Raw genomic sequence first — 20,901 nt, 5'->3', positions numbered from 1 at the left:
GTGAAAGCACTCCTTCTTGCAGCCGCGGCACTGGTTGTCGGCGGCAGCGCAGGCCCCCGCGCGATGAACGACGTTCAGATTGTGGGGTCACACAACAGCTTCAAGGCGCGCATCCCTGCCGCAGTGATGGCGAAGATCCGGGCAATCGAGCCGAAGCTGGCGGACGGGCTCGATTATTATCACCTGCCGCTTGCGCAGCAGCTCGATGCAGGCATCCGCCAGCTCGAACTCGACATCTTCGCCGACCCGCAGGGCGGGCGTTACGCAGACCCGAAGGGCGAAGCCTGGGCGCGTGCGGCGGGTGAGCGTACCGTCTTCGACCGAGAGGCAATGCTCAAGCCGGGGTTCAAGGTCTTCCATATCCCGGATGTGGATTATCTGAGCACCTGCCCGACACTGGTGCGCTGCCTGGGTGAGGTCGATCGCTGGTCGCGCGCCCATCCCGATCACCTGCCGATCATGATCACGATCAACGCAGCGGACACACCTTCGGACAGGCCGGGGATCACCACCCCTCTGCCCCTCGACAATCCCGAGCTGCTCGACGCCCTCGACGCCGAGATCCGGTCGGTGCTGCCGGGCAGGCGGCTGATCACACCGGACGAGGTGCGCGGGGGTAGCGCGACCCTGCACCAGGCGGTGCACAGCCGCGGCTGGCCAGCGCTGTCGGCGGCGCGGGGCAGGATCTACGTGCTGCTCGATGTCCGTGCCGCCGTGTCCGAGCTGTACCGCTCCGGCCACCCCTCCCTCGCCGGCCGGGCGATGTTCGGCTGGTATCCGGACGACCAGCCCGAATCCGCGATCCAGATCGTCCAGGACCCGCTGGTCGACGGCGACCGGATCCGGAACTGGGTCGCCAAGGGCGTCGTCGTTCGTACCCGCACTGATGCCAACACCGTCGAAGCGCGCAGGCGGGACTACAGCAAGGCCGACGCGGCCATGGCAAGCGGCGCCCAAGCCGTGAGCACCGATTATTATCCGGGAGCGCCGAACCCGCTGCGCACGAACTTCACGATTACCTTGCCGCAAGGTGCAATGGCGCGGTGCAGCCCGGTGCGCGTGCCGGAGGGATGCTCACTGGCGCCCTAGCGGCAAGCAGGAAGGCGCAAGTCCTCCTGCCTGCCAGGGGGCTGCGCCTGGCGGCGGTTCGGGTCCGGTATAGAGGTGGCGCCAAGGCCGGGGCGAGTCCCGGCCCTGGCAGCCGATCCTGCGCGCGGAGCCGCCTAGGACAGGACGCCCACCTCCCCGCTGCCGATCAGAGCGGCAGCAGGTCCTCGATGGCCTTCAGCAACTCTGCCCTGCTTGCCGCAGGCTTGGCGGGAATCTTGATCGTCACCCCCCCGCCCCGGCCCCTGGCATAGCGCAGGATCGCCTTTCCGCTCGGCCCGCAAACCTCCTTCTCGCCTGCCGCTTTCTGCGTCGGCTCCACCGTTGCGCGAACGAGCCGTTTAGCCACTTCCGGGCCGCTGAGCCGCAAGCCGCCGGCACGTTCCTCCGCGATCCGCTTTGCCTCCTCGCGCATCCGCGTGAGCGCCCTTGGATCGTTCGACAGCGGCTTGATGTCGCGCGCGATCCTGACGGTGATGTCGTGGGTGTCGGCGAAGGCGGCGACGATCTCGTCCGGTAGGCGCGCCACGTCGAGCAGGCGGCTAAGCCACGACCGTGAGAGCTTCAGATGCTCCGCCATTTGCGCCTGGGAGCCGTCGTAGAACTCGGCGAGCGCGAGCGTATATTCCTTTGCCCGCTCCCAGTCCGAGATGTCCTTGCGCGAACGGTTCTCGACGTCCGAGATCCGGAACGCCTCCTCGTCGCTGACGCTCTGGATCGTGACGAGATAGTCGAATTCGGGGTGGTGGTGCGCCCGGAGCCATCGCACCGTCCACCAGCGCCGGACGCCAGCGATGATCTCGAAGTCATGATCCGGATCATCCTTCAAGCGGCGGACGATTGCGGGAATGCGCTGTTTCTTGGCGGCAAGGAACGAGTCGATCAGATCGCGGCACGTCTCTTCGCTCAGATGATCCAGATCGCGGTTGTGCAGCCTCCAGGGCCGGCACCGCGCCGGGTCGACCCACTCCGTGCGATCGGCGACGGTCTTCCCCGTCGCGATGCGGGCGAGCGTCTGGCTGCGGCTGGCGATGATGCCCTCCGACGGGCTCGACTTGTCCAGCTGGCTTTCGTCGTCGAGGTTCTCGGTGAACATCGAGCCGAAGCCTCTATTTCCCTTAGCCATTCGGCTCGCTCCTTCCACCTTGCGCGGCCGGCACGCCGCGCGCTCCAAACCTCGGTTGCCACGTGGCAACATCCTCGCGATGAGCATTTCGACGACCGATTGCCGCGCGCGTAGTCGAGCGACAGACAACCCGTAAGTTATTGTTTGTTGGCATAATTCGCTGCTGGTTGCCACGTGACAATCGCTCTCCCGGCTGTTGCGAAAGTCCGAGATGCGCGACCGCTATTGGCCACCGTTGCCACGTGGCAACGCGCCTCAAAGCTGATCCCCCGCCCTGCTCGCCCATGTCCGCAAAACATCCTGCTCGATGTCCCGGCACACCTCGTTCAGGTGCTTCATGCAGCGGTTATACACCTCATGCGAGGTGACCGGCTTCTCTAATTCGAACACGGTCTTCATCCGGGAGCTGGCATTATCGATCTCGGCACTCGTCACCATGACTGACGATGACATCGATCCGCCGAACACCTGGCGCATCATCGACAGCACCTCCCGATGCATCGACTTGCTGTCGTCCACGCGGCTGCCGACGAGACGGATGAAGTTATAGGCCGGCCGCCCCCTGCCCGCGAGCTCTTCGAGCTGCTTCATGGTGGTTTTGGCCATGTCGATGAACGACACGGTCGATGCGAAGTCGACCAGGCTCGGCGGCACGGGAATGACCATGGCGTTCGCAGCCTGGAGCACTGCCATCGAGACCATGCCCAGGGCAGGCGGCGGGTCCATGATGATCACGTCATAGTCGTCCACGACCGTGTCGATCGCCTCGGCGATCAGATCGATGATCGCCAGGTTCTGGTTCCGCGCCAGATACCCCGCAATTTCATACTCGAGGTTGTAGAGGCGCAGGTTGGCCGGGATGAGATCAAGGCCATGGAAGTGGGTCTTGCGGATGATTTTCCGGATCCCCAGCAACTCCGGATTGTGGAAATGGCCATAGAGCGTGTCGTCCTCACCCAGATCCACGTCCGGGCGGTACCCGAACATCATCGTGGAGGATGCCTGGCTGTCGCAGTCGATGAAGAGGACCCGGTAGCCCCCGATCGCGAAATGCTGGGCGAGATGCAGCGCGATCGTCGACTTACCCACACCGCCCTTGAAGTTGCAGACCGAGATGATCGCGGGCACGTCGCCAGGATCCCGCCAGGGGCGGGTGCCGAACACCTCGCGCATATGGTCCAGCTCTTCGAGTGTATATTGCACGCGGTGCCCGGAGGCCGTCCGGCCGCGCTCCGGAAGACGCCCGTCTCGTTCGGCTTCGCGGATCGCGGATGCGGTTCTACCCACCAGCTTGGCAGCCTTGGAGATGGGGAAGGTCGGACCACGCTTCTGCCCGGTTTCAGGGTCTACGGCACTGTCGCGGATCCGTTTCAGGATCGTGAGTGCCTTACGATGGAGGACCTCCAGTCCGCCCTCGATCAAGTCCTCGTCCCGGACGTGTGCAGGTTCATTGGCCATTTCAATCCGCTTTTGAAGAGTGCGACCCCGTCCGTAGCTTTCCTGGCAGTTTCGAGCAACGATCGGCCACCAAAGTTACAATTTGACCGATGATCTTCGAGCACATTCGACAGGGGCGGTCGCAATACCGGGCGAGAGGCGGGCTCCACGGGGGCTAGCAACCTCAGCAAGATGGCCGCTGTCAGGGGTCGGTCAAGCAAGACGGCCGGGTGAGAGCACTAGCTCAAGGCGCACCGATGATCTCGGTGCCAGACGATGATGTCGGTGCGAAGCGGCGATGATCTCGGTGCGATTCCACCGATGATCTCGGAGCGCCAACCTATAATAAGAAACCCTGTATCAAAACCGATACGCGAATCGGCTTTGATGATTTTCCGGAGTAGAGGGCAGGTGAGGGTGGTCCCACCGCTTTAGCACCGAGATCATCGGTGGATTTGCAGGTTTTGACGCGGGATCGGCTCGCAAACTGCCAACCATCTTGATTTCGGCGTCCAAAGCTGTTGAACACGACTCATCCGAGGCCCGCGAGATTCGGGGAAGGGCAGAGACGATGAGCGGGGATGAGCACAGGCCGATCGGGCATCAGTATGCCCTAGCGATGCTCGACGGGGGAGCGGCGCGCGTTCGCGAAGTGGCTACTGCATCCGGTACGCAGGGTACGTTGGACGCATTCCTTCGGGTCCATGACGAAGAGCCAGTGCCCGCCTTCCTGCACTCGGCGCTGTGCGCGATGTCGCTGCCGACCAAAAGGCCCAAGGACGATACCCAGCCGATCGTCCGGGAAGACGGCAAGTACGCGCTTGCGATCAACCCACGGCCCGTGCTGCAGAACGTGGACGGCAAGTCCGTGCTGCGAAGCCTGGGTGTGCCATATGGCGCCTATCCGCGGGTCGCGTTGATCTACCTGCTTTCCCAGGCCGTGATGAAGCGGTCGCGTGACGTCTATCTGGGACGCAACTTCACCGAATGGATGCGTCGCCTGGGATACCAGACCGTCTCCTATGGCCCACGGGGTACGGCGAACCTCATGCGGGAGCAGGTGGATCGGTTGCTCGCCTGCGAGTGGCAGATCCGCTGGGACGGCACGGGTGCGGAGGACAATGCGTTCGCGGTTCGCGATGTGAAGATTTCCAATGAATACGCAGGGTCACTGGACAAGAACGGTGCTTTCGCGCGCGAAATCCGGATGTCGGAGGTGTTCTACAGCCACCTCATCGAGCACGCGGTTCCTCTCAACGAAGTGGCGATCCGGGAGCTGAAGGGGACGCCGACCGCACTCGATCTCTATACCTATCTTGCCTATCGCCTGCCTCGCATCAGCTCCGACAAGGGGCAGGTGATTTCATGGGATCAGCTGGCCAAGCACCTCGGCAACGACGCCGATAGCAAGCGCTTCCGGCAAACCGTGCGTGAGACCATGCAACTCGTCTCGGCGGTCTATCCCAACGCGAACGTGGACCTCTCCGGTCGCAAGGTCATCCTCCATCCGTCTCCGGCCCCGATGGAGCGCAAGCTGGTCGGCCCCCATCTTCGTCTCGTGAGCCCAGCGGTTCCTGAAAAGGCTCCGAGATCATCGGTCGGAGCAAGGGCAGGGAGGGGCGCTGCACCCGCCAAGGACGGGGAGCCACGCGTCGCCTTTCCCGAAGGGACTCTCTCCTATGGTGACCGCGAAAAGGCGTTCCGCGCCATCGGGCTCAGCAAGGGGCATCCCTGGTCGGTCGATGACATGGCGGCAGCCTTCCGGAAGGGGTTTCCCGATATCAAGAAGCTGAGGACGGAAGCCGAATGGCTTCGCGTCTGGGAAGCGTTCGTGATCCGGTACGCCGAACGTCGGGCGCTGCGACCCGACGACTGACCGATGATGTACGAGCCGTTTTCCCGAACGGCTCGTCGTTTTCGCGCGCCCATGAACCCTGTCTCGTCCGCCTTCGATGCCTCGCCAGCGGGGCACCGAAGACGGAGCGACGGGAAGCTGCGACTCTTCATCTTCTCCGCAGCCCTTGGTGAACGCCTACGCACATCGAACTCCAGCGCTCGCCATAAGGCAACGTTTACCCTCGCGGGAGAGCAGGGAAGGGGCCGCGACTGGAACGGTCAGTTCTTCAGCCGCCAGCCGCTCTTGAAGATCCAGGCGACGACCGCGAGGCAGGTCACGAGGAACCCCAGCGTCACGGCCAGGCTGACCGCGATGTCCACGTCGCCCTTGCCGAAGAAGCTCCAGCGGAAGCCGCTCACCAGGTACACGACCGGGTTGAACAGGCTGATCGTCCGCCATGGCTGCGGCAGCATGTCGATCGAATAGAAGCTGCCGCCCAGGAAGGTGAGCGGCGTGATCAGCAGCATGGGCACGAAGTTCAGCTGCTCGAAGCTCTTGGCCCAGATGCCCAGGATGAAGCCGAACAGGCTGAACGCGACCGACGTGAGCAGCAGGAAGGCGATCATCGCCGCCGGATGCATCACCGTAAGCGGCACGAAGAAGGCCGAGGTGGCAAGGATGATGGCGCCGATCACGATCGACTTGGTCGCGGCCGCGCCGACATAGCCCAGCACCATCTCCATGGCCGAGATGGGGGCGGACAGGAGCTCGAAGATCGTGCCGGTGAACTTCGGGAAATAGATGCCAATCGACGCATTCCCCACGCTCTGCGTCAGCAGCGAGAGCATGATGAGGCCGGGCACGATGAAGCTGCCATAGCCGACGCCCTCCACGCTCTGCATCCGGCTGCCGATCGCGCCGCCGAAGACGATGAAGTAGAGGCTGGTGGTCAGCACCGGGCCGACGAGGCTCTGCCACAGGGTGCGGAGTGACCGGGCCATTTCGAAGCGATAGATCGCCCAGATTCCGTGCAGGTTCATGCCCGTTCCCCCACCAGATCGACGAAGATGTCCTCAAGGCTCGACTTGGAGGTCTCCAGGTCCTTGAACGCGATGTGCCGGTCCGCCAGCGCGCGCAGCAGCGAGGGGATGCCGGTATCCTCCCGGGTGGAATCGAATACGTAGCGCAACGTGGTGCCGTCGTTCACCAGGCTGAGCTGCCACGCTTCCAGGCCCGCGGGCACCGCGTCGAGCGGCTCGACCAGCGTCAGGTCGAACTCGCGCTTGCCGAGCTTCTGCATCAGCGCGGTCTTGTCGTCGACCAGCAGCAGCCGGCCCTTGTTGATGACGCCTACGCGGTCCGCCATCTCTTCGGCTTCCTCGATGTAATGGGTCGTCAGGATGATGGTCGTGCCGCGCTCGCGCAGGCGATGGACCAGCTTCCACATGTCACGGCGAAGCGCCACGTCGACGCCGGCGGTGGGTTCGTCGAGGAACAGCACCTCCGGCTCATGGGCAAGCGCCTTTGCGATCAGGACGCGGCGCTTCATGCCGCCGGACAGTTCCATGATCCGGGCGTTGCGCTTGTCCCACAAGGACAGGTCGCGCAGCACCTGCTCGATGTAGGCGCTGTGGCCTGATCGCCCGAACAGCCGCCGTGAGAAGGTGACGGTGGCGAGCACGGTCTCGAACATGTCGACCGAAAGCTCCTGGGGAACGAGGCCGATCAGGCGCCGGGCGGCCTTGTAGTCGCTAATTGCGTCGTGACCGGCAACCCGGATCGTCCCGGTCGACGGCGTCACGATGCCGCAGATGATGCTGATCAACGTGGTCTTGCCGGCGCCGTTCGGGCCCAGCAGCGCGAAAATCTCGCCCTTGTTGATGGCGAGGTCGACGTCGTGGAGTGCGGTGAAGCCGCCCTTGTAGGTCTTGGACACGCCGCTCACGGCGAGGATCGGTTCTGGCATGAGGCCCCCTTTGTCGCGCGTAGATAGGAGCGGGCAGGGGGGCATTAAAGCCGTTCCTGCTCCTGGGGGCGCGCCGTCCCTCTCGCCGGTCGGGGGGAGCGCGTCCTGTCCAGCCTCACTGGCCGAACAGGACGCACCCGATCAGAGGCCGACGACGCCGCCGTCGTCGCGCGTGATCACGATCGTGGACGAGCGCGGACGCTGGCCGGGCGCCGCGGCCGCCTGGTTCGCGGGCCAGTTGCTGGTGATGTTGGCAGGATTTCCGTTCTCGCCAGGATGCTGGATGTTGACGAACAGCGAGCGACCATCCGGCGTGGAGTGGATGCCGGTGATCTCGCACTCCTTGGGCCCTACCAGGAACCGGCGCAGGGTCGCGCCGGGCGCCCGGCCTGCCCGCGTCGTGACGGTGGCCGTCTGGCCGTCCAGCGTGCTGGTCACCGTCTGCGCCTTGCCGTCGCCGACGATGCCGGGGATCGCCGCCAGCATCATGCAGTTGGTTTGGTCCGTGAATGCGCCGTCGTCGGTCTGCATCCACATCAGCGGCGTGACCTGTCCCGACGGATTGCTGGGGAGGCCGAACCAGAGGCCGTCGGGCGACGAAAAGTCGTTGGTCGCGTCGAGCCCCGACAGGTTGATGCCGGCCGGGTCGAGATCCGACCCGGCACCAAAGGCATAGATGTCCCAGGTGAAGCTGGTTGCCTCCGACGTGTCACCCGCTTCGCGCAGCCGCACGACATGCCCGTTGGCATTGCCGCGGGTGGGCGAGCGGCCGTCGCTGCGGGGGTCCAGATACGCGCGCGGATTGGCCGCATCGACCCGGCGCTGGCTCCCGCTCGCCGGCGCGACGGCGCGATTGCTGTTGTTGGTGAGCGTGCAGTACATCTCGCCCGTGACCGGGTTCACCGCCGTCCACTCCGGCCGGTCCATCGGCGTCGCACCCAGCGCATCGGCCGCGAGGCGGGTATGGATGAGCACATCGGCCTGGCTGGTGAAGCCATTGGCGGGGGTGAGGGGGCCCTGGCCGAAGACGAGCGGCAGCCACTCACCTTCGCCGCTAGCGTCGAAGCGGGCGACGTACAGGGTGCCGGTGTCGAGATACTTGTCGCCTACCGCCAGACGGTCGGGGCGGTTTGCGTCTGCGGCTGCCCAGGGCTGCTGCGACACGAACTTGTAGATATACTCGTTCTGCGCGTCGTCGCCCATGTAGAAGGCCGGACGGACGCCCGCCACCGTGCGGCCGATCTGGCAGCCCTCGTGGTTCATGCGACCGAGCGCCGTGCGCTTGCGCGGCGTGGAGGTGAGGTCGAAGGGATCGATCTCGACGACCCAACCGAACTGGAACGGCTCGTTGCGGAAGTCGCCGGTACCGTTCGCCGGTAGGCCTGCCGATGCGGTCGCATTCCAGCGCCGGAAGATCGTGCTGTCGACCGCGGCGGGCATAACCGTGGTCCAACCGTAATTGCCCGTGCGGCCTTCCGCGATACCGTAGCGGGCGAGCGATGCATTCTGCGCTGCTCGACCGGCGGCCGCGCGGGTCGCTGCATCGCCCGCGTTGCGCCGGAAATAGCCCGCCCAGTTCTCTTCATTGGTGAGATAGCTGTGCCAGGGCGTGGAGCCGTTGGCGCAGTTGTTGATCGTGCCGCGTCCGGCGGTGCCGTCCGGCGAGTAGGCGGTGCGCAGGCTGGCGTCGCCGCGTGCGGGGCCGTGGAACGCCATCGGCGTGTTGGGGGTGATGCGGCGGTTGAAGGCCGACCCCTGTGCATAGCTCCATCCGCCGTTGCTGCCGCGGGTCACCTCGATCACCGAGACGCCATGCGCCTCGATCTCCTTGAGCGCCTCGGCTTCGGGACGCACGCCGGCGACCGACGTGGGCCCGTTGGCGTGGAGATACGCCTGGGTGATGTTTTCATGGTTCAGCACCAGCAACCCGCGTGTGCTGTTCGCAGCATCGGGCGCGCTGCCGCTCGCCTGAAGCCCGAAGTAGCTCATGCCGTCATGGTGGTCGCCGGCGCGCCGGGCGAAGTCGCCGTCGGTGCCGTTGTTGCCATAGGGCGCGAGCGAAGATGCGATCGGATCACCCAGGCGGTACAGCACCGACACGGTGTAGCCGGCAGGTACGGCCACGACGTCTGCGAGGCTCTTGGGTACCGCCGCGAAGCCCAGTTCGGGCGCCCCTACCAGAACCGTCACCGTCGCCGAGGCGGTCGCAAGATTGGCGCCCGCGCCGGTGAAGCGGAAGGTGAGGTTGGTCGGTGTCGCCACCGCAGGCGCGATGAAGGTCGCAACGTTGGAGGTGGCATTGACCAGCGTGACCGACGTGCCGCTCGTCTGCGCCCAGGCGACGCTGCTGGCACTGCCGCCCGAGACCGTGCCGGTCAGCGTCACCACGCGGCCGGCCTTGGCCTCACCCGACGACGTAGCGGACACGGTGAAGCCGGGCGTGGAGCCGGTGTCGTCATCGTCGTCGTTGCATCCGGCCAGCACCGCGCTGCCGAACACGGCCGTCGCCATGGCCGAAATCCCGCCCATCAGGGTCTGCCGCCGCGAATAGCGCTCGGAGACCAGATCGTTCAGATGCCGCGAAGCGGTACGATTGGTGTCGATATCGCCATCGTCATAGCCGATGTCCGTCGTGTTCGAAGTCATGCAGAGCCCCCGAAGTTCTATTACCCTGGGGTGCCTGTGCCCGCGCCGTGCGTCAGGGCGGTGTAAGCTCGGCGAAATCCGCGTTGCATCCCGAAGTCAGGCTGATGACAGCCCTCCGATGGCGGGTGCTGCCGGCCTGTGCGCCCGTCTCACTCCTCGCTCCTGGAGCGGCCAGCGTACTTCCCGGTAAATGCCTCAGGCGACAGTACGTGCCGCCTGCGCAATGCCGCGCTCCAGACCGCGCAACTCGGCCAGCCCGCGCATCCGCCCCAGCAGCGAATATCCCGGGTTCGTGTGCTTGTTGAGGTCGTCCAGCATCTGGTGCCCATGATCCGGACGCATCGGGATCGATCGGCCCTCGCGCTGCTGGAGCGCGTAGATCGCCGCGACGACAGCGGGCATGTTCGCATCGCCTTCCAGGTGCTCCGCCTCGTGGAAGGCGCCGTCCGGCTCGCGCTGGACGGACCGCAGATGCAGGAAGCCGATGCGATTGCCCAGCCGTTCGACCATGCCCGGAAGGTCGTTGTCGGCGCGCACCCCGAACGAGCCGGTGCAGAAGCAGAGCCCGTTGGAGGGGTTGGGGACCCGGGCGAACAGGTCCGAAACGTCCGCCTCGGTGCTCACCACGCGCGGCAGGCCGAAGATGGGGAAGGGGGGGTCGTCCGGGTGAACGACGAGCCTGATCCCGAGCGCGTCCGCTTCCGGACAGACCGCCTCCAGAAAGGCCAAATGGTTGGCGCGCAGCCGGGCGGCGTCCACATCCGCGTAGGTGTCGATGCAGCGAAGGAATTCGGCAGAGGTGAAATGCTCTTCGCTTCCCGGCAGGCCGGCGATGATGGTCCGCTCCAGGCGGAGCCGTGCCGCCTCCTCCATGGCGTGATGGGCACGGTCGGCGGCATCGCGTATCGCGGGATCATAGTCCGCGGCGGCATCGGGGCGGCGCAGGATATGCAGGTCATAGGCCGCGACCATGACCGGATCGAAGCGCAGCGCGCGGGCGCCGGTCGGTAGCGGCCACGCAAGGTCCGTCCGCGTCCAATCGAGCAGGGGCATGAAGTTATAGGTGACGACGGTGATGCCGCACGCGGCGAGGTTGCGCAGGCTCTGGAGATACGCGTCGATCAACTGGTCCCAGCTGGCCGAGCGGGTCTTGATCCCCTCATGCACCGGCAGGCTCTCGACCACCGTCCAGCCAAGTCCCGCCTCCTCGATCTGCGCCTTGCGAGCGGCGATCGCCTCTCGCGACCAGACGGCGCCGTTCGGCACCTCATGCAATGCGGTGACGACTTCGCTGGCCCCGGCCTGGCGGATATCGGCCAGCGCGACCGGATCCGCGGGGCCGAACCACCGCATGGTCTGCGTCATCATCATGGGCGTCGAACCTCTGGAGAAACGGCACCGCCGGAACGGCGGATCGGGAGGATACGACGCTAGTACGCAGCCCGCGGTCAGACAAGTAGATGGGCACGATGGCACGCCTTGCAGACGAGCCCGGCTGAAGTTATCTGAGTAATGTCTCGAACAGGCGAACCTTCCCGATGCACCTGATCCGTTCCGCGCTCCAGGTCGATCCCCGCGACGATGTGGCCACTGCCCTGCGCGACCTGCCGGCAGGGGAGACGGTGACGGTTGGCGACACGACGGTGACGCTCTGCGACCCGGTGGCGAAGGGCCACAAGCTGTCGGTGCGGCCGATTGCGACCGGCGACGAAGTCGTGAAGTTCGGTTGGCCGATCGGACGCGCGACGATCGACATCCCGGCCGGGGCGCACGTCCATACGCACAATGTGCGTACGCTGCTGGAGGAGGCGCAGCAGTATGTCTATGCCGCGGCTCCGCCGGTCCCCGCCGTGTCCGCCGCGCCGCGTACCTTCGAGGGCTACCGCCGTGCGAACGGGGCGGTTGGTACGCGCAACGAGATCTGGATCCTGTGCACGGTCGGCTGCGTGGGCGCGACGGCCCGGCGGCTGGCCGAACTCGCCGCGCGGCGCTTTGCGGGTCGCGTGGACGGCATTCACGCCTTTCCGCACCCCTACGGCTGTTCCCAGCTGGGCGACGACCTCGATCATACCCGGACGATGCTGGCGAGCCTGGCGCAGCATCCGAATGCCGGCGGCGTACTGCTGATCGGCCTTGGGTGCGAGAACAACCAGATGGACGCGCTGCTCGCCTCCGCGCCCGGCATCGACCGCAATCGCCTGCGCGCCTTCACCACCCAGATGGTCAGCGACGAATATGAGACCGGCCTCGCGATGATCGAGGAACTGGTCGCGTTGGCCGAGCAGGACCGCCGCGAGCCGGTGCCGCTGTCGGAACTGGTGCTGGGGCTGAAGTGCGGCGGCTCCGACGGGTTCTCGGGTGTTTCGGCGAACCCGCTGGTCGGGCGCGTCGCCGACGCGGTGGCGAACGCAGGAGGAACCCCGGTGCTGACCGAGATCCCCGAGATCTTCGGCGCCGAGCGCATCCTGATGGCGCGCGCCAAGGACGAGGGGGTGTTCGGCGAGATCTGCACGCTGGTCGAGGACTTCAAGGGCTATTTCATTGCCCATGGCCAGCCCGTCTATGAGAACCCGTCGCCTGGAAACAAGGCGGGCGGCATCACGACGCTGGACGAGAAGTCCCTGGGTGCGGTGCAGAAGGCGGGTCGAGCGCCCGTGGTCGACGTGCTGCGCTATGGCGAACGTGTGCGGCAAAAGGGGTTGGTGCTGCTGGAAGCGCCGGGTAACGACGCGGTATCCTCAACGGCGCTGACGGCCGCGGGCGCGACCGTGATCCTGTTCACCACCGGGCGCGGGACGCCAATGGGCTTCCCGGCGCCGACGCTCAAGATCGCCTCCAACACCGGGCTTGCCGAGCGTAAGCCGGGATGGATCGACTTCGACGCGGGGCCGCTTCTGGAAGGGGAGGCGCCGGAGGCGGTGACCGAACGGCTGCTCGACTTGGTGATCGCCACGGCCTCCGGTGCAGAGACACGCGCCGAGCGCAACGGCGAGCGGGAAATCGCGCTGTGGAAGCAGGGTGTGACCGTCTAAGTCGATGGATGACAGGGCCAGTCGTGCCGCCTAGGCTGACGGCGTGCAGGAACCCAGCATGACCCGACCCGCCGGACGCAAGCTCTACCAGGCGATCATCGATGCCCTTCAGGCCGACATCGTCAGCGGGCGCTTCGCACCGGGCGATCGGCTCCCCACGGAACGCGAACTCGTCGATCGTTTCTGCGTCAGCCGGCTGACGGTGCGGGAGGCGGTGATCGGCATGGAGATCCTCGGACTCGTCGAGGCGCGGCGTGGATCGGGCGTCTATGTGACTGCCCACGCGCCGGGATTGCTGCAGCCGTCCGACCTGGACATCGGGGCGTTCGAATTGATCGAGGCGCGCCGGCTGGTGGAGGGGGAGTGCGCTGCGCTGGCTGCGCTCACCCGAAACGAGGCGGACGTGGCAGCGTTGCGCGACATTCTGGAGCGGATGATCGCCGAGAACGCGATCGACAGCCCGGACGAATATGCCGATCGCGAGTTCCATCGCCAGATCGCGCGGGCGACCGCCAACGACGCGATGGTGCTGACGATCGAGACGCTGTGGGACGTGCGGCATCGCTCGCCCCTCTGCATGGCCGTGCTCGACCGCGCGCGGCGGGCAGGGGAGAAACCGCGCATCGAGGACCATCGTGCCATCCTCGATGCGATCGCTGCGGGCGATCCGGACGGGGCGCGCCACGCCATGCGCCGCCACCTGGGCCGCGTGATCGAGCACCTGCTCGAGGCGACGCAGAACGATGCCCTCGAACGAGTCCGGGCCGAGGCGGCCCAGTTGCGGGATCGCGCAAACCGTTTTTCCGCGATCCGCTGATCCTACAGCCGGGCGAGGGTCGCGCGGGCGCCCTCCGTCTCCAGGCGGTGCAGCCAAGCCGCGAGAAGCTGTGCCAGAGCGGCGTCTTCGGCCAGAGCAGGGGGGAAGATCGCATCGAGCGCGAGCAGCGCTGCCACCTTCTCCTCGGCCGTGACGGTGCCTTCCAGTACCGCGGCGGTGCGCGCAGCGAGTGGATCGTCGACGGTGAAGGCTCTGCCCTGATCGTCGATGCCCTCTTGCCAGCGCATCCAGGCGGCAACGGCGAGCTTCAGGGCGGGGCAGCGGGTATCCGTCGCCCGACACGCGGCGATGCTTGCGAGCAGTCGCTGCGGCAGCTTTTGCGACCCGTCCATCGCGATCTGCCGGGTACGGTGCTGGAGCGCGGCGTTGGCGAAGCGCGCCATCAGCTGTGCCCGATAGGCTGCGACGTCGAGGCTGGGCGGCGGCGACAGCGTCGATTCCGCCTCGTCCCACAACCGCTCGACGAAGCGACGGCCTTCGGGCAGCGCCACCACCTCGTGCACGAAGTCGATGCCCGCGAGACCGCCGAGATAGGCGATGCCCGAATGTGCCCCGTTGAGCAGCCGGAGCTTGGCCTCTTCCCAGGGCGCGACGTCGTCGGTGAGTTGGACGCCAAGCGCTGCGAAGTCCGGCCGCGGACCCGCGAAGCGATCTTCGATCACCCATTGGGAGAAGGGCTCGGTCTTGACCATCGCCTGGTCTTCCACGCCCAAGCTCCGGGCGAGTTCGGCGATATCGGCGTCGGTGGTGGCGGGGACGATCCTGTCGACCATGGTCTGCGGGAAGGCGCCCTCCGCCTCGATCCAGGCGGCGAGCTCCGCGTCGTGCGCGGCGGCCATGCGCAGCACCGCCTGGCGCAGCCGCGCACCATTGTGCGGCAGGTTGTCGCAGCTGATCGCGGTGAAGGGGGGAAGGCCCGCAGCGCGGCGGTTGGCGAGGGCCGCGACCAGGAACCCCGGGGCGGTGCGAGGCGCTTCAAGGCTGGCGAGGTCGGCGGCGACATCCGCATCCGCCTCGATCAACGCGCCGGTGGCGGGATCGAGCTTATAGCCTTTCTCGGTGATCGTCAGCGTGACGAGATGCGTGTCGGGGCTGGCGAGCGCGGCGACGACAGCCGCCGGATCCTCGGGCGCCACCAGCACGGTCTGCACCGCCCCGATCAGCTGCAGGCGCCGGGCGCCGCCCTCGCGCTCGACCAGCGTATAGAGCCCGTCCTGCGGTACCAGTTGGTCGCGCACGCTCGGAGACCGCAGCGATACGCCGATGATGCCCCAGCGCAGGTCTCCTGCGGTGAGCGCGGCGTCGAATACCGCGGCCTGATGTGCGCGATGAAAGGCGCCGATGCCCAGGTGGACGACGCCCGCCTTCACCGCGGCGCGGTCATAGGACGGGCGGGCGACTTCGGCGGGCAGCGTTGCCATGGTCGCGTTCGAAAGGCGTGCGCTCACAGCTTGTAGGCCTGCTTGACGAGGTCATAGGTTAGCGCCTGCGCGACCTCGTGCGCCTCGTCCTCGGGCAACCGATGCTCGGCGACGAGGCGCGCAAGGAAGGCGCAGTCCATCCGGCGGGCAACGTCGTGGCGCGCGGGGATCGACAGGAAGGCGCGGGTGTCGTCGTTGAAGCCGACCGTGTTGTAGAAGCCGGCCGTCTCGGTCACCCGCTCGCGAAAGCGGCGCATGCCTTCGGGACTGTCGTTGAACCACCAGGGCGGACCCAGCTTCAGCGCGGGATAATGGCCCGCGAGCGGCGCTAGTTCGCGCGCATAGCTGTCCTCGTCCAGGGTGAAGAGGATGATGTTGAGCCGCGGGTCCGAGCCATAGCGGCTGAGCAGCGGATGGAGCGCGCCGACGAAGTCCGTCGCGATCGGGATGTCGGCGCCCTTGTCGCGGCCGAACTGCGCCATGACGGTCGCATTGTGGTTGCGGTGGACGCCGGGGTGGATCTGCAGCGTCATGCCGTCGTCGATGCTCATCCGGGCCATCTCGGTGAGCATCTGGGCGCGGAACAGCTCGGCCTCGGCGGCCCTGCAGCCGCCGGAGCGAACGCGGGCATAGAGGCGCTCGGCTTCCGCTTCCGAGAGATCGGCAGTCGCGGCGCTTGGGTGACCGTGGTCGGTCGCAGTCGCGCCGCCGACCTCGCGGAAATAGGCGCGGCGGTTCTCGTGGGCGCGCAGATAGCCCTTCCAGCTCGACACGTCCTCACGGCCCAGCTCGCCCAGACGCTCGACGTTCTCCTGGAAGCCTTCGAACTCGGGGTCGAGCGCGGGGTCGGGGCGGTAGGTGGTGATGACCTTGCCCTGCCATCCGCTCGCGCGGATCGCGCGATGATGGTCGAGCGGGTCGAGAGGACCCTCGGTGGTGGCGATTGCCTCGATGTTGAAGCGCTCGAACAGCGCGCGGGGGCGGAACGCCTCCTGCTTCAGCGCAGCGTCAATGGTGTCGTAATAGGTGTCGGCGTTGGCGGCGGACAGCACCTCGTCGAGCCCGAAGATCTCGACGAACACCCAGTCGAGCCACATGCGCGATGGGGTGCCGCGGAACAGGTAATAGTGGCTGGCGAAGCGGCGCCAGATCGCCCGCGGATCGGCCTCGGTGGGACCGCCGTCGACACGGGGTACGCCCAGTTCCTCCAGCGGCACGCCCTGGCTGTAGAGCATGCGAAAGACATAATGGTCCGGGATGATCAGGAGGCTGGCTGGATTGCCGAACAGCTCGTTGCGATCGAACCAGGCCGGATCGGTGTGCCCATGGGGCGAGAGGATCGGAAGGCCCGCGATCCGCTCATACAGCCGCCGCGCAATCGACCGGGTGGTCGGATCGGGCGGCAGCAGCCGATCAGGGTGAAGCGAAAGCTGGGTCATCGAACGGCCTCGGGCAGAAAGGGAGGCGGGCGGCCCGCCGGCAATGGGCGGGAGGATGCAAAAGCGGCTGGATACTGTCCAGCCAATTTGTCAGATATCTTTAGAGCGATGGTGCCGCGACCGAGGCACGCCGGATTAGCGTCGAGAGGAACAGTGCGTGCTCGCCGTCCTCGTCACCGACACTGTTGCCGATGAGCTTGAGCGCGGCCGCCCGTGCCATGGTCTCGATCGGCCAGCGTACCGTGGTGAGCGGCGGCCAGAGGTGCGACGCAATGGTGGTGTCGTCAAAGCCGATGATCGACAGATCGGCCGGAATCTCCAGCCCGCGCTGTCGGGCAACATGGATGGCGCCGGCCGCCATCTCGTCGTTGGAGGAAAAGATCGCGGTGGGACGGGGCGAGAGGTCGAGCAGCCGCTCGGTCGCGCGCATGCCGGAATCGAAAGTATAGTCGCCGGGGGCGATCCAGGTGCGGTCGAACGGCAGTCCGGCAGCCTTCATCGCTTCCTCGTAGCCAGATTGGCGTTCGAGCGCGGAGCGGAAGCCGCGGGGACCCGCGATGACGCAGATGTGGCGATGACCCGCTTCGATCAGATGGCCGATCGCGTGCCGGACCGTTTCGCGGTCGTTGGAGGCGACCATGTGCTCCGGCACATCGAACGGGGCCGATCCCATGCGGACATAGCGGCAGCCGATGGACGCGCAGAGACCGGCGAGCTGGTCGTTCTCGGAAATGGGCGGCAACAGCATCACGCCATAGGGGCGCTGGCGTTCGAGGAAGCGGCGGATCTCGCCCAGCATCTCCGGGTCACCGCGGTCGACGGGGTGGACCAGCAGCTCGAATTCGGTGTCGCGCAGCACCTCCAGAAGTCCGTGCTGCACGCCCAGCACCATCTGCGCATTGGGATTGTCGTGGATCAGCGCGATCACGAAGTTCCGGCGCAGCGCCAGCGCACGCGCCTGCGGATTGGGCGTATAACCCAGCTCGGCGATCACCTGCTCGACGCGCTTGCGCGTGTCCTCGTTCAGGAGGTCGCTGTTGTTGATGACGCGGCTGACCGTCTTCTTCGAAACGCCGGCGAGACGCGCGACGTCGTTGATGGTGGGCTGGGAGGCCTTGGTCATGGCGCATCCATAGCGACCGAGCGAAGTTGTTTGCCAGCGGCATTTCGACGCACCCCTGCGGCAGGGGTGCGTCCGATGATCCGAACCGGCAGCGACGTGATCCGAGCCACTGGCAGTGTTTCAGCGCGGCAGCAGCTTCTCGCCAGAGACTGCGAATGAAGCGGCTGCTCCGGCCGCCGGGGTGTGCCCCGGCCTGGATACCGGCTGGCCGCCGCCAACCCAAAGGTCGACCTGGCCGGTGGAAATGCGACGGCGCCCCTGCGGGTCCACGTAGCTGAGCTGTCGGTCCTTCAGCGCGAAGCGAACCGTGCGCGTCTCGCCCTTCTTCAGGTGCACCCTTTCGAAGCCCTGCAACGTGCGGATGGCAGCGCCGGCCTTGCCGGGATGCGCGACGTAGAGCTGGACGACCTCGTCGCCGTCCATGCCGCCCGCGTTGGTGACATCCACCGACACCGTCACCGAGCCATCCGCCTGGATCGTCTTGTCGCTGACGCGTGCATTCCGATAGGCGAAATCGGTGTAGGAAAGGCCATGGCCGAACGGGTAGAGAACCTCCCCGTTGAAATAGCGGTAGGTCCGCCCCTTCATCGCGTAATCGTCGAACGCGGGCAGATCGTCGGCGGACTTGTAGAAGGTGACCGGGAGGCGTCCGGCCGGGCTATAGTCTCCGGCGAGAAGGCCGGCGACGGCATGGCCGCCCTCGCCACCTGGATACCAGGCCTCGACGATCGCCGGGATGTTCTTGTCGGCCCAGTTCACGCTCAGCGCCGACCCGTTCATCAGCACCAGGACGATGGGCTTGCCGGTGGCATGGACCCGTTCGAGCAGCTTTTGCTGGGGCTCGGGCAGGTCGAGGCTGGTGCGATCACCGCCGGCAAAGCCCTTCGCCTGGACCTTCATCTCCTCGCCCTCGATGCGGGCGGAAAGCCCGCCTGCGAAGATCACGACGTCGGCCTGGCTGGCGACCGCGACCGCATCGTCGCCATTGGCGCTCGGCAGGCTCCACAGAAGCTGCTGCTCGCCGCGCGCGCCGCGCTGGAAACCTTCGACGCGGACGGCATAGCTCTTGCCCCGCTTCAGGCGGATGGATCCCGACAGGATCGAGGGTGCGTCGCCCACGCCCCACTCGTCCACGACCAGCTTGTTGTCGACCCAGACGCGGTAGCCGTTCTCGCTGGAGAAGCGGAAGCGATACTCGCCGGTTTCCGGGGCCACCAGCGTGCCCGTCCAGCGTGCGGAGCTTTCGCGGTCGCCGCTCCACTCCACCCGTGCGTTGATTGCGGCTTCCGTGGCGCTCGGCGCCCCCTGCAAGTCGCGGTTGGCGTAATGCTGGACGCGGAGCCCCCGGAAAGCAGCGTCCGGCACCGGCGCTTCTGCCGGCCCGATGAGGCCGACGCCCTGCGCATGCAGGATCCGCGCGTTGGGATAGCGCGCGCGAATGCCGTCGAGCACCGTCACCGGCCGGGACGGCGTGCCGTAGTAATTGCCCACCAGCGTATCGAAGCTGTCGGCGTTAGGCCCGATGACGGCGATCGTGCGCGGCGCGCTCTTGAACGGCAGCAGGTTGCCCTGGTTCTTCAGCAGCACCATCGAAGCCTCGGCCATCTCGCGCGACTTGGCGCGATGCGCGGGCGTGTCGTAGTCCTTCGCCGTGATGGCCGGGAACGGCAGCTGCGGGTCAAACAGGCCGAGCCGGATGCGTGCCTCGAACAGGCGCTGGAGCGACCGATCCACGGTCGCCTCGCTCATATGCCCCGCCTTGACGGCTGCGACGATGTTCTCCGGATCGGTCGTCATGCCGTTGCGGTAGTCGCCGCAGATCAGGTCCATGCCGTTCTCGAAGCCGGCTGCGACACCTTCCGGAGCGGTGTTGGTGTAGTGCAGCGCGTCCTTGCGATAGATGTTCGCCGCTGCCCCGCAGTCGGAGACTACATAGCCCTGAAAGCCCCAGTCGCGGCGCAGATACTGTTGCTGCAGCACCGCGTTGGCACAGCCCGGCACGCCCCAGACCGCATTGTACACGCACATGATGGAGGCGACCTTGCCCTCCGTCACCGTGGTGCGAAACGCCGGCAGGTAGGTGTCCTCCAGGTCGTGGAGGCTCGGGTACACGTCTTCGCGGTGGCGGTTGCTTTCCGGGCCGGAATGGACCGCAAAATGCTTCGAGGTCGCGATCGTCTTGAAGTACTTCGGATCGTCGCCCTGCAGGCCCCGGATGAAGGCGGTGCCGATCTGGCCCGTCAGATAGGGGTCCTCGCCGTAGGTCTCCTGCCCGCGTCCCCAGCGCGGATCGCGAAAGATGTTGAGGTTGGGCGACCACACGGTGAGCCCGCGATAGAAGTCGCTTCCGCCGTCGGGATGGCGCCGCTCGAGATATTTGGCGCGGAATTCGGTAGAGATCACGTCGGCGGTATCCCGCATCCGATCGACGTCCCATGTCGCCGCCATACCGATGGCTTGCGGAAATACCGTTGCGATGCCGGCGCGCGCCACGCCATGCAGCCCCTCGTTCCACCAGTTGTACTTGGGGATGTCCAGCCGGGGCAGAGCAGGCGCATCGTGGCCGAGTTGGAGCGCCTTTTCCTCAAGGCTCATCCTGGAGACGAGATCGCGGGCGCGTTCGGCAGGGGGCAGCTGCGGATTCCGATAGCGGAGCTCCGAAGGCGCGGACTGCGCGGTGGCCACGCTGACTGGCGCAACCGACGACAGCAATAGAAGTCCGATCAGCAACGTGCGAGCCACGCGACACCTCCCCAGTTTTTCTGTTTGGACCAAACTGTGCACATTGACGGCAGACGGTCAACGAAAATGGTAACGCTATCTTGAACTGCCTCTGCGCTTCCAAACGCAACGCGGCCGGCTGTCTGCTGAAGGGGTTCTGAGTCCGCCTTGAGCCGCAAACTCACAATCGGCCTTGCTCCTGACACCG

General features: G+C 66.3%; 14 protein-coding genes. 4 read left to right on the top strand and 10 right to left on the bottom strand.

Translation table 11 applies throughout. The features are described from left to right. The gene (locus ABDZ92_RS12665) at positions 1 to 1,089 is read left to right on the top strand and encodes a Ca2+-dependent phosphoinositide-specific phospholipase C (RefSeq protein ID WP_241211877.1); all 1,089 of its coding nucleotides are present in this window, start codon (positions 1 to 3) and stop codon (positions 1,087 to 1,089) included. 166 nt (positions 1,090 to 1,255) lie between these two features. Here ABDZ92_RS12665 and ABDZ92_RS12660 read toward each other — a convergent pair whose 3' ends face one another. Together ABDZ92_RS12660 and ABDZ92_RS12655 are read right to left on the bottom strand one after the other, a co-directional pair. Next, positions 1,256 to 2,233, bottom strand: a complete 978-nt coding sequence (locus ABDZ92_RS12660) for a ParB/RepB/Spo0J family partition protein (RefSeq protein WP_125961222.1) — start codon at positions 2,231 to 2,233, stop codon at positions 1,256 to 1,258. A gap of 255 nt (positions 2,234 to 2,488) precedes the next feature. Beyond that, the gene (locus ABDZ92_RS12655) at positions 2,489 to 3,691 is read right to left on the bottom strand and encodes an AAA family ATPase (RefSeq protein ID WP_125961187.1); all 1,203 of its coding nucleotides are present in this window, start codon (positions 3,689 to 3,691) and stop codon (positions 2,489 to 2,491) included. 550 nt (positions 3,692 to 4,241) lie between these two features. Between ABDZ92_RS12655 and ABDZ92_RS12650 the strand changes: the two genes are divergently transcribed. Further along, entirely contained in the window at positions 4,242 to 5,546 is a 1,305-nt protein-coding gene (locus tag ABDZ92_RS12650; RefSeq protein WP_125961224.1) for a replication protein RepA, read from the top strand. Between the two features lie 239 nt (positions 5,547 to 5,785). Here the strand turns inward: ABDZ92_RS12650 and ABDZ92_RS12645 are convergent, their stop codons facing one another. The 4 genes from ABDZ92_RS12645 to uxuA form a co-directional block, all read right to left on the bottom strand. Continuing rightward, complete coding sequence (locus ABDZ92_RS12645) at positions 5,786 to 6,547, bottom strand: ABC transporter permease (RefSeq protein ID WP_125961189.1); 762 nt, start codon at positions 6,545 to 6,547, stop codon at positions 5,786 to 5,788. Next, positions 6,544 to 7,473 carry an ABC transporter ATP-binding protein gene (locus tag ABDZ92_RS12640; protein WP_125961190.1) on the bottom strand — a complete coding sequence of 310 codons (930 nt, stop codon included), beginning with the start codon at positions 7,471 to 7,473 and terminating at the stop codon, positions 6,544 to 6,546. The genes ABDZ92_RS12645 and ABDZ92_RS12640 overlap by 4 nt, the downstream gene beginning before the upstream one ends. Positions 7,474 to 7,614: 141 nt before the next feature. Next, positions 7,615 to 10,119, bottom strand: a complete 2,505-nt coding sequence (locus ABDZ92_RS12635) for a PhoX family protein (RefSeq protein ID WP_125961192.1) — start codon at positions 10,117 to 10,119, stop codon at positions 7,615 to 7,617. A gap of 195 nt (positions 10,120 to 10,314) precedes the next feature. Next, on the bottom strand, positions 10,315 to 11,490 hold the full coding sequence (gene uxuA / locus ABDZ92_RS12630) for a mannonate dehydratase (protein ID WP_125961194.1): 1,176 nt from the start codon (positions 11,488 to 11,490) through the stop codon (positions 10,315 to 10,317). 167 nt (positions 11,491 to 11,657) lie between these two features. Here uxuA and ABDZ92_RS12625 point away from each other — a divergent pair, with 167 nt between their 5' ends. Both ABDZ92_RS12625 and ABDZ92_RS12620 read left to right on the top strand, forming a co-directional pair. Then, positions 11,658 to 13,151 (top strand): UxaA family hydrolase, encoded by a 1,494-nt coding sequence (locus tag ABDZ92_RS12625; protein ID WP_125961196.1) that lies wholly within the window; start codon positions 11,658 to 11,660, stop codon positions 13,149 to 13,151. 58 nt (positions 13,152 to 13,209) lie between these two features. Next, positions 13,210 to 13,968: a FadR/GntR family transcriptional regulator gene (locus ABDZ92_RS12620; RefSeq protein ID WP_125961198.1), complete on the top strand. Its 759-nt coding sequence runs from the start codon at positions 13,210 to 13,212 to the stop codon at positions 13,966 to 13,968. Positions 13,969 to 13,970: 2 nt separating this feature from the next. Here the strand turns inward: ABDZ92_RS12620 and ABDZ92_RS12615 are convergent, their stop codons facing one another. From ABDZ92_RS12615 to ABDZ92_RS12600, 4 genes are all read right to left on the bottom strand, one after another. Further along, a complete protein-coding gene (locus ABDZ92_RS12615; protein WP_125961226.1) occupies positions 13,971 to 15,410 on the bottom strand; it encodes a mannitol dehydrogenase family protein in 1,440 nt (479 codons plus the stop codon). 23 nt (positions 15,411 to 15,433) lie between these two features. Further along, positions 15,434 to 16,849 carry a glucuronate isomerase gene (uxaC, locus tag ABDZ92_RS12610; protein WP_125961199.1) on the bottom strand — a complete coding sequence of 472 codons (1,416 nt, stop codon included), beginning with the start codon at positions 16,847 to 16,849 and terminating at the stop codon, positions 15,434 to 15,436. 100 nt (positions 16,850 to 16,949) lie between these two features. Further along, complete coding sequence (locus tag ABDZ92_RS12605) at positions 16,950 to 17,972, bottom strand: LacI family DNA-binding transcriptional regulator (RefSeq protein ID WP_125961200.1); 1,023 nt, start codon at positions 17,970 to 17,972, stop codon at positions 16,950 to 16,952. Positions 17,973 to 18,092: 120 nt separating this feature from the next. Next, positions 18,093 to 20,714: a glycoside hydrolase family 3 protein gene (locus ABDZ92_RS12600; protein WP_241211878.1), complete on the bottom strand. Its 2,622-nt coding sequence runs from the start codon at positions 20,712 to 20,714 to the stop codon at positions 18,093 to 18,095. Positions 20,715 to 20,901: the final 187 nt, after the last annotated feature.

Origin of the sequence: Sphingomonas molluscorum (genome assembly GCF_039522995.1) — a bacterium.
Lineage (GTDB): Bacteria > Pseudomonadota > Alphaproteobacteria > Sphingomonadales > Sphingomonadaceae > Sphingomonas > Sphingomonas molluscorum.
This window is presented reverse-complemented; position numbering and strand designations above follow the sequence as displayed.

What these genes read in the sequence shown, in the direction of transcription:
- ABDZ92_RS12660 (WP_125961222.1), bottom strand. Translation starts at nt 2,233, where the DNA reads ATGGCTAAGGGAAATAGAGGCTTCGGCTCGATGTTCACCGAGAACCTC.
- ABDZ92_RS12655 (WP_125961187.1), bottom strand. Translation starts at nt 3,691, where the DNA reads ATGGCCAATGAACCTGCACACGTCCGGGACGAGGACTTGATCGAGGGC.
- ABDZ92_RS12650 (WP_125961224.1), top strand. Translation starts at nt 4,242, where the DNA reads ATGAGCGGGGATGAGCACAGGCCGATCGGGCATCAGTATGCCCTAGCG.
- ABDZ92_RS12645 (WP_125961189.1), bottom strand. Translation starts at nt 6,547, where the DNA reads ATGAACCTGCACGGAATCTGGGCGATCTATCGCTTCGAAATGGCCCGG.
- ABDZ92_RS12640 (WP_125961190.1), bottom strand. Translation starts at nt 7,473, where the DNA reads ATGCCAGAACCGATCCTCGCCGTGAGCGGCGTGTCCAAGACCTACAAG.
- ABDZ92_RS12635 (WP_125961192.1), bottom strand. Translation starts at nt 10,119, where the DNA reads ATGACTTCGAACACGACGGACATCGGCTATGACGATGGCGATATCGAC.
- uxuA (WP_125961194.1), bottom strand. Translation starts at nt 11,490, where the DNA reads ATGATGATGACGCAGACCATGCGGTGGTTCGGCCCCGCGGATCCGGTC.
- ABDZ92_RS12625 (WP_125961196.1), top strand. Translation starts at nt 11,658, where the DNA reads ATGCACCTGATCCGTTCCGCGCTCCAGGTCGATCCCCGCGACGATGTG.
- ABDZ92_RS12620 (WP_125961198.1), top strand. Translation starts at nt 13,210, where the DNA reads ATGACCCGACCCGCCGGACGCAAGCTCTACCAGGCGATCATCGATGCC.
- ABDZ92_RS12615 (WP_125961226.1), bottom strand. Translation starts at nt 15,410, where the DNA reads ATGGCAACGCTGCCCGCCGAAGTCGCCCGCCCGTCCTATGACCGCGCC.
- uxaC (WP_125961199.1), bottom strand. Translation starts at nt 16,849, where the DNA reads ATGACCCAGCTTTCGCTTCACCCTGATCGGCTGCTGCCGCCCGATCCG.
- ABDZ92_RS12605 (WP_125961200.1), bottom strand. Translation starts at nt 17,972, where the DNA reads ATGACCAAGGCCTCCCAGCCCACCATCAACGACGTCGCGCGTCTCGCC.